Here is a 12,802-nt window from a genome sequence, read left to right as displayed (position 1 = left end):
ATAATGGTCGTACAAGGGTGTTAATCCAGCAATACACCTTTAGTAAGCGTCAGTGTCTGGGTTTTGTACTTGAGGATTTTGGGCGAGCACGACTTAAAAACGGCGAGAGGCATCAATTAGGCTTTTTTGATTAATGATGGATAAGAGGCAAACACAACCAATCTATCTTCAAGGGTCTTAAAGATCCTTATCGTATTTTAGGTAAGAGCCTGTATAGTTTATTTAGCGCTCATTAAGCTCGAGGTACCCACCATCGTCTCGGGCTTAATGATCTAAAAACGTTTACGGTAGATCTTGGAATGATCATATATCAAGACTGAGATCCGTGTTTTTAACCTGATCAACTTCGTCTAACAGCCAGGCTCGAAATAATTCGGCATGGGGATGCTCAAGCTCTCGGTTAGAGCTTACTAGATAGAACGCCTCATTAGTTGGAAGTTTTTGTTCAAATGGTGCGACTAATTGACCTGAGGCGATCATTTCTTTAATCAAAGAGCTTCTTCCTAATACGATACCTTCTCCTGATTTCGCGACTTCGAGTGCTGAAATTAATGTATCAAAATGAATGCCCTGAGAAGAGTCGATATGTTGGAGACCTGTTTTGTTTAGCCAGTAAGCCCATCCTTCGTTATAGCCATCTACATGTAGAAGAGTATGCTCGGAAAGTTGATTGGGTGAAATGAGTGGTACCGGAGCACTTAAAAGAGCAGGGCTACACACTGGAATTAGGTTGTCCCATGTGAGTCTGTGGCAATTTGCACCGGGGCGGTCATTTATTCCGTAACGAATTTCCATATCAGACTCTTTGTCTAGCTCTTCCACCCAAATATTAGTAGGTAATCGTAGCTTTACATGAGGATGCATTCGTCGAAAGTGTCCGAGCCGAGGTGCTAGCCAATTTGTAAAAAAAATCAAGCTAGAGCGAACGGTTAACGGCCGAGTCTGCCCTTGACCAAATAGTTCATCTGTCACCTCAACAAGTCGTTCAATAGATTCGTGAACTATAGGGATGTAAGCACGCCCTGATTTAGTCAGTTCTAAGCCTCTTGGTAAGCGTTTAAAAAGTACTGTGCCTAACTGGGATTCTAGCCCTTTTATTTGTTGGCTGACGGCCGCCTGGGTCATGTTAAGCTCTTGAGCCGCTTGTGTGAAGTTTAGACAGCGAGCTGAAACTTCAAATGATCTTAGCCAATTAAGGGGAGGAAGTTTTTTTTTCATTTTTATTCTTCTTAAGTTCAATAGTCTAGAGCGCCGAATGATGCTCATTACAGATCGTTTTTACCTTTAAAAAGGGTCCTTATTACCGCTTTTATTATCTTGTTCCTTGCTAAGTGATTTGAGCAATAATACTTATTTAAAGCGTCTGGTAAACCCCCGAATCAGCCATTTATTCAAGTGAGTTAAAACAAGAAATAGGTCAGTACAAATACTGACCTATTGAGCTCTAGCGAATAGGTTTCCTAGCTAGGGAAAGCAAAAGACACACCTTCACGCACACCACTAGAAGGCCAGCGTTGTGTGATCGTTTTGCGTTTAGTATAGAAGCGAACGCCATCAGGTCCATAAGCATGAAGGTCACCAAACAGAGAGCGTTTCCAACCACCAAAGCTATGGTAAGCAACCGGAACCGGGAGAGGCACATTAATACCGACCATGCCCACTTGAATATGTGTCGAGAAATAACGTGCCGCTTCTCCGTCACGAGTGAAGATACAAGTCCCGTTACCGTACTCATGATCATTAATTAGTTGCATCGCCTCTTCCATCGTTCCGACACGAACGACTTGTAGAACGGGACCGAAAATCTCTTCCTGGTAACTTTGCATAGAAGGGGTTACACCGTCTATAAGTGTTGCTCCCACAAAGAATCCATTCTCATAGCCAGAGACGGTTGGTTCTCGACCATCAACCACCACTTTAGCACCATCTTTTTCAGCACTGTTAATATAACCTACAACCTTTTGCTGATGTTCACGAGTAATCACGGGACCAAAATCATTATTTTTGTCACTGTATTCACCCACAGTTAGATTCTGCATAGCCGTTTGCATTTTGGCTACCAAAGTATCGGCTGCTTCGTCTCCTACTGCGACCGCAACGGACAAAGCCATGCATCGCTCACCTGAGGAACCAAAGGCGGCACCTAGAAGCTGGTTAACGGCATTGTCCATATCAGCATCAGGCATCACAATCGCATGGTTTTTAGCTCCTCCTAATGCCTGGCAACGCTTACCATTGGCACAGGCCGTAGAATAAATATATTCGGCAATCGGCGTTGAACCTACAAAACTAACGGCCTTAACTCGGTCATCAGTCAGTAAGACATCAACAGCTTCTTTATCCCCGTTAACAAGGTTTAGTACGCCATCTGGCAAGCCTGCTTCCTTTAACAACTGAGCAAGAAATAGAGTTGAACTAGGATCTCGTTCTGAAGGCTTTAGAATGAAAGTGTTACCACAAGCAATGGCAAGCGGAAACATCCACATAGGAACCATAGCGGGGAAATTAAAAGGGGTAATTCCGGCAACGACACCCAGAGGTTGAAACTCACTCCAAGCATCAATATTTGGTCCCACATTTTTACTAAACTCACCTTTTAGTAGTTCTGGCACGCCACAGGCAAATTCCACATTCTCAATACCTCGTTGCAGTTCACCGGCCGCATCGTGGCAAATTTTACCGTGTTCTTGACCAATCATTTTGCAAATTTTATCCGCGTTTTGTTCCAGCAATTCTTTATAGCGGAACATGACTCTGGCTCTCTTAATCGGTGGCGTATCTCGCCACGCAGGGAAGGCTGCTTGTGCGGCGGCAATGGCTTCTTCTACCGTCTCTTTAGGTGCTAAGGCAACCTGCTTTGAGACTTCGCCAGTCGCTGGATTATAAACATCTTGCATACGCTGAGCAGTCATGACTAATTGACCATTAATTAGGTGTCCGATGGTGTTCATTGTTATTCCTCAAATATAGTTGGCATTTCACTGAGTGATTCAGATGATCAAGTTATCCTGTGACAACTCACCAAAGTTGTTTATAAATGTAGATGATTTGCTCTGGAGTTGGCACGATGGGGTTATTGTTCGGAGAGCCAGACGCGAGAGCTTGCTCTGCCATAGTTGGCATTAGATCAAAGAACTGTTGTTTATCAATACCAAAGTGCGATGGTGTCGGCACCTTTAATTCTTCATTTAGCGCACGCAGTTCCGCCATCAGTTTATGATTGGACTCTTCATCTGTATCGGCTTGAGTCGCAACGCCAATCGCTCGTGCACAATCTGCGTATCGTTCAACTGCACTAGGAATGGAAAAGTCGGTAACAGCAGGTAATAACATGGCGTTAGAAAGCCCATGAGGAACATGAAAAGCGGCACCAATAGGCCGACTCATACCATGTACTAAAGCAACGGACGCGTTAGAAAAGGCGACCCCCGCTAATGTAGAGCCTAACATCATAGCTTCTCGAGCTTTGCTATCACTACCATCATGATATGCGCGACGTAGATTAGGTCCGATTAACTTCATAGCGGCAATGGCTTGACTATCACTGTATGGATTAGCTTTTTTGCTGACATAGGCTTCCATGGCATGTGTCAATGCATCAATACCTGTATCAGCGGTAATGCGCGCAGGCAAACTTAGAGTCAGTTTGTAATCGACAACAGCCGCTACGGGCATAAAACCAACCCCGACACATAGCATTTTTTCATCATTCGTTTCGTCTGTAATGATAGTGAAACGTGTCACTTCTGTGCCTGTACCCGCAGTGGTTGGCACTGCAATGATTGGTAACCCTTCTTCATTTACTATTCGAGGGAATTTATAATCGCGCATCACGCCACCAAATTTCCCTAAGATACTAATGGCCTTTGCACTATCGATTGGGCTACCGCCCCCTAGTGCGATAATACTGTCATAGTTGCCATTACGAACGGTTTCAACTCCGGCTTGAATCGAGCTAACCGTCGGTTCCGGCACAGTATCATAGAAGACTTCTGAGTTGATTTGATGATCTTGTAAGCAAGATTGAACCTGTTGAGCATAGCCAAGTTCAACCATCATTTTATCTGTGATGATGAGAGGGCGAATACACCCTAAACTTTCCAGAATGGTAGGAATCTCTAAACTGGCATTTTCTCCTACTTGTAGAATACGAGGCAGGATGATTTGGTTAGACATGTCGGCTCCACTTATTGTTATTTTCAATTTGTCCTTGATGATCTCCTAACACTTTTAATGCGGATATTTATCGTGTTAGGACACACCCTCAATTACCGCAACCTAAGGCCACGAAACTACGCCATTGTTATTAATAAGTTGCCGCCTTTAAAGCAATAAAAAACCACCCTCAGGGTTTGATTTTTTTATAGGTGTTGTCTTGGGATTTTAGGATTTATTTAATATAGTCATATATATCAATTGGTTATGGTAAAAATTTTTCTTGCTAACTTAAAGGTATAAAAAAAATTCACCCATTGGTCTTGTTTTTATTGCTAGTAGCGGACTAGGGGCAATTTTAGTATTCACCACGTGCTGATCTTTGCAGTACCTACGAAGTGGTTTTGCCCTAAAAAAATAAACATAAACATTATTCGTGCTGGTTTTCTTTATTCCGTTAGACGAAGCTTTTTACACAGGATCAATAGAGATGAATAATAATAATCAACTACCTCTTGTCGGTGTTCGGGTCGTGGACTTTGGACAACAAATTGCAGGTCCCGCTGTGGCCATGACGTTAGCTGATCTGGGGGCAACAGTGATTCATGTTGACCCACCACAAGGCCCCCAGTGGGTTAGTCCTGCAAATGCGGTTTTAAATCGTAACAAACAATGTATCAGTTTAGATCTCAAAACCTTGAAAGGACTCACTCAAGCAATGCAATTGATTGATCAAGCCGACATTGTTATAGAAAACTTTCGTCCTGGCGTTCTAGCTAGACTAGGTATTGATTTTGATAAACTTCGAGCTCAACGCCCTGAACTGATTACGTTGTCGATACCAGGTTTTGCGAGTAACGATATGCTAAGGCGTGAATGGAAGGCGACTGAAGCCATCATAGCCGCCACTTCAGGCTCTTTTACGGATATGGGGTTTAACCGTGTTCTTATGGGTATTGAACCCAGTTTTTCCCCCGTTCCATTAGGCTCATCCTATGCAATATCGCTTGCCACAAGCTCGCTTATAATGGCCCTATATGAACGCGCTCATAATGGACAGGGGGATCATATAGAAGTTCCTGTGGCCGCGGCTTTAATGGAAGGACTATCTTACAACTCTTTTGTTATTGAAGGGCTGCCTGAGCGTTATAAAACTATGCGTGAGCATGAAATTGAATATCGCCATGAAAACGACATAGAAATGGATCTGACGTATGAAGAATTGCAGGAATACTTAGACCCATTCTTTCGTACATATGATTGTGCTGACGGCAGAAAATTCTATTGTGTTTGCCCATCACATCGAAACCATGCCAAGCGAGCTCTAAAAGTCCTAGGTGTTTATGATGAGTTAATGGCCGAGGGGTTTCCTGAAGTCGAAGACCTACATGCACCTATTCATGAATGGGATGGCGAGACGTCTCTCGGTGTTTATCCACTACCGCCAAAATGGGCCAAGGTGATTTCAGGGAAAATGAAGCAAGCCTTTCTCACCAAGCCTGCCAGTGAATGGGATCGTATTTTTGGTGAAACAGGTATTCCCGGTGCTTCACAACGTACAACGAAAGAATGGTTGAATGACGAGCATACGAATAAAGCTGGACTCATTATTGAAGTATACGATCCAGAATACGGTTTGATGAAGCAGCCTGGACCATTGGTTTGGTTTGAGCACAATGCGTCTGCCTTTATGCAAGCAAAGGGTAGAGAGTTTGTTGATTTTGACACCGCATTGGATCGATTATGCGGGGCGATATCGCCACTTACACAAGACTTACCTCGAAGAAATCAAACAACGAGTCAAGAAGCGAAAGGCTGGTTAGATGGTAAAAAAGTGCTTGATCTGACCAATGTGATTGCTGGCCCACACTCAGCCGCTTTTTTAGGCAGATTCGGTGCAGAGGTTATTAAGCTTGATCCAGTTAAACCGCTTTATGATCCTCTTATTGGATGTTTTTACAGCTTTCAAACAGATATGGGCAAAAAGAAGGCACTGGTTAATATCATGACAGAGAAAGGTCGAGAGGTGTTTAATCGACTCGTTCAATCCGTAGATTTGGTCCTTATTAATGCCCCTGAACGTCAGCTTGAAACACTCGGTCTTGATTCAAAAAGTCTACTCGAGGTCAATCCGAATGTGCTCTTTTGTCGTTTGGATTGTTTTGGCGGCCCATTGAAAGGACCTAAGTCTGATTATATTGGCTATGATGATATTATTCAGGCAAATAGCGGCATCATGATGCGTTTTGGTGGAAGTGACACGCCTGAGGAGCATGCCCATGTAGGCACTCTAGACGTCAACTGTGGATTTGCAGCGGGTATGGGAATGGCACTTTCTATGTACCATCAATTAGTTACGGGTCAAGTCAGCCGGGTTAGAACGTCTCTTTCTGCCGTGACAAATATGGCGCAAATCCCCTTCATGTTTGATTATGAAGGAAGGGAACCATTTAACGAGGCATCTGGTCGCGACGCATTAGGTAATCATCCTTTGTCGCATTTTTACGAAACCATGGATGGTTGGATCTTTTTGGATTCTGATCAAAATGAGTTTGATAAATTAAAATCACTAGAGGGCTTAACGGGACTTGGTGATACAGTGGACCGGCATGAATTCTTAAAACATGCGTTTAAGCAAGCCGCTACGTCTCATTGGCTAAACCTACTGAGGATGGCCGATATTGCTGTGGCTGAGCCAAATTCGATTGAGACTTTGCGTCATGATTACAGTCGTATATATGATGGTGAAGTAGGAACGCATTTCGGTAGCTACGCATTCTCAATATATCCGGATCACCCTAGTGGACATTGTTTCACCCAAATTGATCACTACTCCATTCGGCCCAGTAGAGCGGTAATTCGAGCGATAGCCCCAACTGAAAAATTCGGTCATTCAACCAAAAAAATCTTAGCGAGTGTCGGTTACAGTGAGTCTGAAATAGCCACGATGATTGAGTCTAATGTTGCAAGCTTAGGTTGGGCCAAGGAATATTTACCCAGCTAGTCAAACAAAGATTAAAAAAGGGTATTAGTAGGGTGGATTCGATAGTCCATAATTGGTGAGCCATTAATATCATTATGAAAAGACCCTATTTTTCTAGTTTGTTATCTCTATTTTAGATTCATAGAATGACATTAAGACAATAAAAAAAATAAAGAGGTTACTAATGCTTAAAGATAAAGAGATCGATGCCCTCATTGCGCAGCGGGGAGTACTAAAAGGGCTTAATGCCACTTTGGGGATAACAGCCTTAGTTATGGTTGTTGTGTTTATTCTCTATACCGTATTGCTCGGTGAGACGGCTAGTCAGCAATTTATTGGTTTGAAAAGCTGGATAGAAGAAACGTTGGGATGGTATTACATTCTTGTTATGCTGCTTGCGTTCCTTGTTTGTACGATGTTAATGGTTAGTAAAGTGGGTGCCATTCGATTAGGGAGAGATGACGAAAGGCCAGAGTTTTCAAATTTCGCTTGGTTTTCGATGCTTTTCGGTTGTGGCACGGGTGCAGGTATGCTGTTTTTCTCCATGTCGGAACCCATGATACATTTTGCCAGTGGCTGGAGTGGTGGTAACCCTTTCATGAGTACCGAAGTGAAAGCCGCAGTGAGCAGTTTTTTCGAAGCAAAACAGGCCGCACTTGCCGCTGGCGTGCAGCCAGGGGATGCGGGTTTTCCTGTACCTAATGATTTAGTGGCTGAAGCAGCGGTGGGGGGTTAACGTTAACTGTGTTCCATTGGGGCGCTGTTGCTTGGTCCATGTATGCTATTGTTGGTCTGTCCTTGGCTTATTTTTCTTTTCGTAAAGGTCTTCCTCTTTCGATTCGTTCTGCACTGTACCCATTAATTGGTAATAGGATTTATGGCCCGATTGGTCATGCTGTTGATATATTGGCCGTTTTTGGAACCATCTTTGGTATTGCCACCACACTCGGATTGGGGGTGGAACAGATTAGCTCCGGACTCATTTCGCTAAATGTGTTAGCAGAAAAATCCACCATGGTAACGGTTCTTTCTATTGTCTTTATTACCTTAATTGCGACCTTGTCTGCCACCAGTGGTGTTGCGAAGGGTATTAATATGCTGTCTCAATTTAATAGTTACATCTGTATCGCTATTATCTTGTATTTTCTTTTTGCCACTAACGCGAATTACTTGATTGCAAGCAGTTTGACGACATTAGGAGACTATGTTTCTCAATCGCTTTCAATGACGCTTTGGACGGCTCGAAGCAGTGACGAGCAAACGTGGCAGGGTGGCTGGACTATCTTTTATTGGGGCTGGTGGATTGCGTGGTCTGCATTCGTAGGTATGTTCATCGCACGCATTTCTCGTGGCCGTACTATCCGAGAATTTGTTATGGGTGTGGTGTTTATTCCAACGCTAGTCTCCTTGGTATGGTTTAGTGTGATTGGTTCAGCGGGCATCCATGCATCCATATATGGATCAGACATGTCCATTTATAACACCTCTGTCAATAATTGGGATTATGCGGGAACCTTGTTTACCGCTTTTGAAGTACTGACTCCTGGTGTTGCCGCGACGATTGCTAAAGTCTGTGCGCTAGTGGTTGTTGTGGTCTTTTTTGTTACCGCCGCAGACTCAGGCACACTGGTATTAGGTCGACTGTTGTCATTTGGTCGTCGTCCTCCAATCCAGCAACGTATTCTTTGGGGTAGCTTACTTGGAGTTGTCACTCTGATGATTCTGTTAATGGGCGGAAATGAGGCATTAAAAGCGTTGCAAGCTGCTTCAATAGCCGGTGCATTACCTTTTACCTTTGTCATCATTGCAATGATATTTGGCTTAATTAAATCGTTACATAAAGACAGCGAAAGCTTTGTTGCGGATGAAGAGCAAGTGAGGAAAATAGTGGAAAGAGAAATAGCGGATCTTTCTTAGAAAGGATCATTACACACCTAATATTTCTGCTAGATATTTATTACATAGTTTACGTGATATTAAAGGACTACAGGAGGCCTAAAAATATTGTTTACATTCCAAGGACGGAATATAAACAATATTTTTATTTTAGTGGCATAAATTAGGTACAAAATCATTTAACACTTTTAAAAAAGAGGAACGCTATATGAAAATGTTTGCGAAATTTTTTTCGGCTCTAGTGATTGTTTTACCTTTAACGGCTCAAGCGCAAACAGTTCAACTGACAACAATGAACTGGCCTCCATTCTTCGGTGAAAGCCTAGACAAAGGGGGATTCATCACGGCCATTGTTGATGAAGCTCTGGCTCAATCTGGATACGATAGTACGATTGAGTTTACGGCCTGGCAAACCGCACTATCCACAGTTAAAATAGGTGATAAAGATGCCGTGGTCGGTGGTTACTATTCAGAAGAGCGTACTAAAGAATATTACTACTCTATTCCAATCTATACAGTACTAACTGGTCTGATTAAAAAGCCCGATTTCCCTTTAAACAACTACAGCTCATTTGAATCTATAGATCAATACAATATAGGTAAGCTAAAAGGATTTGTGGTCGGCGGGTCCTTTGATAGTTTCACCTTTTCTACGATAAAAGAGTATCAAGAAGTGTCTGATGCCGTTAAAGCATTAAATACCGGTGAAATACAACTTTACGCAGACAACCTCGCGGTAGCTAAAGAGGCGGCTAAAGCGGAAGGTATTGATGCATCTCAATTTCAAATCCTAACTCCACCACTTGAGGAAAACGATTTATTCCTTTTGATCTCTAAATCTATCCCAAATGCTGAAAAGCTTCGTGATGCATTTAACGACGGTTTGATTGAACTTCAAACATCCGGTCGTTACAACGAGATTCTTACTGAATTTAACCAGCAATAATTAAAGGGGTTTATGATTGAATCGGTTTTGAATTGTGGATGAGCCCTTTGCGGGTGAGTGAGATAGCTTAATTGTGCCCATAAATTTAAGTGAAGGTGTATTTTGTCGAATATAATTACCTCAAGGAGATAAGTTTAACAATATCCGTACAGCCATAAAAAAGCCCCTTTTGGATCAAAAAGGGGTGTTCTTTAATGGAAAGCGGCTTTATTTAACAAGGATAATGGTGGCGCAGCGCTGTATCTACCGTGCGTGATGTTAAAAATTATCTTGTTTGGTTATTCTCGTAGACTGTTGTGCAGGGCGATGACAATACAGTAAATAGCTCGGAACTATTGAACCGGTGTTTGCAAAGAGCCTATATGGTTAAACCATACCTACGACAAAGTAGGATTTTAAGCATTTTAAAAGGGTGCGACATCGTCATAATTTTCAGGGGGCAAGCTCCATCGTACATTTGGACTCACTCTCTTTAGCTGGTTTTGTGAGCTCGGTATTTGCATTCGATCTCCATATAACCAAAGTACAAAATTCGAACGTTTACCGCTTGTTATTGGTTGTGCTGCGTGTGCCACATTACCTCGATGCAGCATTGCCATGCCAGGTTTGAATGTTAGCCTATTTACTTCACCTTTATGCGGGTCGTAAAAATCAACTTCTGAGCCAGTAAACGCTTCATCCGGAAGGTTTATGTTTACGTTTAGTGTTGCGGCTGAAGCATCAGTATGAAGTCTAAGTGAGGTGTCCATTTCTGCTTGATATTGAATAGAGAAACCGAATGTTTGTGTATCATAGCCTACTATTTCTGGAAATAGGAGACGTGCAATAGGGCGCATATATTTGTTTAGCAATACACGATAGAAGGTCTGAAAGTTTGGTGCGGCAAGGTACCCCTCAGATCGAGGATCAAGCATGGCACCATGGCGATTTAATACAATTCCATAGGGTGGGCGAAGAGGTATTTCAGCATTCGCTACGTTATCTAAGTAATGGCGCAAATCCGCTAGTCGTTCAGGATCAAAAAACGGACACTGGAAAACGCCTGGGGAGACTTCCTGCCATAAATCTTGTACCGTCAACTCTTTAGATGGATCTTCCCATGCTTGTTCAACGGCATTACGCAAACGCTCATCAAGCAACGAATCATCAGGAATAAAGAAAGGATCATTGTTGCTCTCTTCCCACTCTTTCCATGCCTCTTGTAATAAAAGCTTATTGCCATCCCAAAATTGTTTTACTGAAGGAGAACGCTGTAACATGGCTTCTCTTGAAGGAAGCGTTAAGTCACGTGCACGTTGCAGCATCAAGGGAGGTTTTTCAGTTTCTGTATGTTTCATAGTGTCGTCTTCTAAGGTTGATGTAATTTGAGCCGTAAGCTTAATAGGGAGATTAATTTATTACATATCTTATTGTTAATAAACGAGGTGAATGAAGAATCAGAATCAATATTATCTATATAATGGCTCGAGATTACTCGGATAAGAAAATAGTATGGGTACGGGCTAGTATCGAAGGGGATTTGATTTCTCTTAATACACACACTTAGAGACTAAGCTTGGCTAGGTAACGCAGAGTGTTAAACAACGGGGCTCTTCCTGTTCGATATAATGGAAAAATCATAGCGCACGGGAACTCCATACCAGAGACTCCAAGTGAGTTTAAAAAATGGCCATGCTATGTATTCAAACGGTCCTATTGTTTCCTTAGAGTATCTGTTTCCGCCTACTAATAAGAAGGTGTTCACCTCTTGAATTAGTCCCAGTAAGGGGTATCCCCAAAGTGCTCGGTGAAGTAATCAATAAATGCTCTCACTTTTGGAGCCAATAGCCTAGAGCTAGGGTAAACCGCCCAAATAGCGGTGTTCGTAGCGATGGGGTATTCGCTGAGTATTTGAATAAGCTCACCACTTTCAAGATGTTTATAAACACTCCATTTAGAGCTTATGGTAATGCCTAAGCCATTAATACAAGCATCTCTTACTGCTTCTCCATTATCGATCCTTAACGGACCTTTAACTTTAATGTTTACCTGTCCTGTAGGGGTATGGAATGCCCAGTCATCTAAACCTAATAAGGTAATGCATTGATGAGAGTTCAGTGCGTCTGGAGAGTTTGGCTCGCCATGTGTGGCTAAATAGGCTGGAGATGAACATAATATTCTCGTGTCTGGTGCTAATTTTCGTGCAATTAAACTCGAGTCCTTCAATGCTGAATTACGAATGGCAATATCAAATCCCCCTTCAACCAGGTCAATAATGGTATCAGAGAGTTTTAAATCCACTTTTAAATCAGGGTATAACGCAAGAAAATCGGTTAATGCCGGCAGTATATGCATTCGGCCAAAAGAAGCCGGGGCAGCAATACGTAATGTTCCTCGGGGAAATGCGTTACCCGCACCAACTGAAGCACGCGCGGCTTCAATACTAGAGAGCACATCTTCGGCATAAGGAAGAAATGCTTTCCCCTCTTCCGTAAGCGAGACTTTTCGAGTCGTTCGATGAATTAGTCTCACTCCTAATTCTGCTTCTAATTTATTGATATGTGAACTCGCCACCGCTGGAGACAGCCTTAACTCACTTCCCGCCAAGCTAATGTTGTGAGTCCCTGCAATTCTAATAAAAAGTTTAATATGTTCAATATTCATAATTATCAATAAAAACCATAAAGTCATTCTTCTTTAAAGTCTATTATCAAAATATTAAGTAGTAAATATACTGAATGAAGATAATCAAGTGCCGCATATACATTACAAGGGAGAGGGTAAAGCTCATGACCGTCTTGCAAGTGCCCAAGACATGAGGACAGTCGTCGTAGAAATTTAAG

General features: G+C 42.5%; 9 protein-coding genes. 4 read left to right on the top strand and 5 right to left on the bottom strand.

The features are described 5' to 3' along the window. Positions 1–303 precede the first annotated feature (303 nt). The 3 genes from O1D97_RS12110 to O1D97_RS12100 all read right to left on the bottom strand — a co-directional run bounded on the left by O1D97_RS12110 (position 304) and on the right by O1D97_RS12100 (position 4,176). Complete coding sequence (locus tag O1D97_RS12110; RefSeq protein WP_269125928.1) at positions 304–1,218, bottom strand: LysR substrate-binding domain-containing protein; 915 nt, start codon at positions 1,216–1,218, stop codon at positions 304–306. A 242-nt stretch (positions 1,219–1,460) separates the two neighbouring features. After that, positions 1,461–2,951: a CoA-acylating methylmalonate-semialdehyde dehydrogenase gene (locus O1D97_RS12105; protein WP_269125926.1), complete on the bottom strand. Its 1,491-nt coding sequence runs from the start codon at positions 2,949–2,951 to the stop codon at positions 1,461–1,463. A 67-nt stretch (positions 2,952–3,018) separates the two neighbouring features. Then, positions 3,019–4,176 carry an iron-containing alcohol dehydrogenase gene (locus O1D97_RS12100; RefSeq protein ID WP_269125925.1) on the bottom strand — a complete coding sequence of 386 codons (1,158 nt, stop codon included), beginning with the start codon at positions 4,174–4,176 and terminating at the stop codon, positions 3,019–3,021. A gap of 469 nt (positions 4,177–4,645) precedes the next feature. Here O1D97_RS12100 and O1D97_RS12095 point away from each other — a divergent pair, with 469 nt between their 5' ends. The 4 genes from O1D97_RS12095 to O1D97_RS12080 all read left to right on the top strand — a co-directional run bounded on the left by O1D97_RS12095 (position 4,646) and on the right by O1D97_RS12080 (position 9,980). Beyond that, complete coding sequence (locus tag O1D97_RS12095; protein WP_269125923.1) at positions 4,646–7,159, top strand: CoA transferase; 2,514 nt, start codon at positions 4,646–4,648, stop codon at positions 7,157–7,159. Positions 7,160–7,322: 163 nt separating this feature from the next. Then, positions 7,323–7,874, top strand: coding sequence for a BCCT family transporter (locus O1D97_RS12090; RefSeq protein ID WP_269125921.1), 552 nt, complete (start codon positions 7,323–7,325; stop codon positions 7,872–7,874). Positions 7,875–7,882: 8 nt separating this feature from the next. Next, a complete protein-coding gene (locus O1D97_RS12085) occupies positions 7,883–9,055 on the top strand; it encodes a BCCT family transporter (RefSeq protein ID WP_269125919.1) in 1,173 nt (390 codons plus the stop codon). A 187-nt stretch (positions 9,056–9,242) separates the two neighbouring features. Further along, positions 9,243–9,980 (top strand): substrate-binding periplasmic protein, encoded by a 738-nt coding sequence (locus O1D97_RS12080; RefSeq protein WP_269125917.1) that lies wholly within the window; start codon positions 9,243–9,245, stop codon positions 9,978–9,980. Between the two features lie 404 nt (positions 9,981–10,384). Here the strand turns inward: O1D97_RS12080 and O1D97_RS12075 are convergent, their stop codons facing one another. Both O1D97_RS12075 and O1D97_RS12070 read right to left on the bottom strand, forming a co-directional pair. After that, positions 10,385–11,317 carry a 2OG-Fe(II) oxygenase family protein gene (locus O1D97_RS12075; RefSeq protein ID WP_269125915.1) on the bottom strand — a complete coding sequence of 311 codons (933 nt, stop codon included), beginning with the start codon at positions 11,315–11,317 and terminating at the stop codon, positions 10,385–10,387. 415 nt (positions 11,318–11,732) lie between these two features. After that, complete coding sequence (locus O1D97_RS12070) at positions 11,733–12,623, bottom strand: LysR family transcriptional regulator (RefSeq protein WP_269125913.1); 891 nt, start codon at positions 12,621–12,623, stop codon at positions 11,733–11,735. Positions 12,624–12,802: the final 179 nt, after the last annotated feature.

The organism is Marinomonas phaeophyticola (assembly GCF_026966905.1).
GTDB classification, from domain to species: Bacteria; Pseudomonadota; Gammaproteobacteria; order Pseudomonadales; family Marinomonadaceae; genus Marinomonas; species Marinomonas phaeophyticola.
The sequence above is the reverse complement of the archived record's forward strand: the minus strand, read 5'-3'. Positions and strand labels throughout refer to the sequence as shown.

Coding starts and splice junctions, on each gene's coding strand:
- O1D97_RS12110 (WP_269125928.1), bottom strand. CDS start 1,218: ATGAAAAAAAAACTTCCTCCCCTTAATTGGCTAAGATCATTTGAAGTT.
- O1D97_RS12105 (WP_269125926.1), bottom strand. CDS start 2,951: ATGAACACCATCGGACACCTAATTAATGGTCAATTAGTCATGACTGCT.
- O1D97_RS12100 (WP_269125925.1), bottom strand. CDS start 4,176: ATGTCTAACCAAATCATCCTGCCTCGTATTCTACAAGTAGGAGAAAAT.
- O1D97_RS12095 (WP_269125923.1), top strand. CDS start 4,646: ATGAATAATAATAATCAACTACCTCTTGTCGGTGTTCGGGTCGTGGAC.
- O1D97_RS12090 (WP_269125921.1), top strand. CDS start 7,323: ATGCTTAAAGATAAAGAGATCGATGCCCTCATTGCGCAGCGGGGAGTA.
- O1D97_RS12080 (WP_269125917.1), top strand. CDS start 9,243: ATGAAAATGTTTGCGAAATTTTTTTCGGCTCTAGTGATTGTTTTACCT.
- O1D97_RS12075 (WP_269125915.1), bottom strand. CDS start 11,317: ATGAAACATACAGAAACTGAAAAACCTCCCTTGATGCTGCAACGTGCA.
- O1D97_RS12070 (WP_269125913.1), bottom strand. CDS start 12,623: ATGAATATTGAACATATTAAACTTTTTATTAGAATTGCAGGGACTCAC.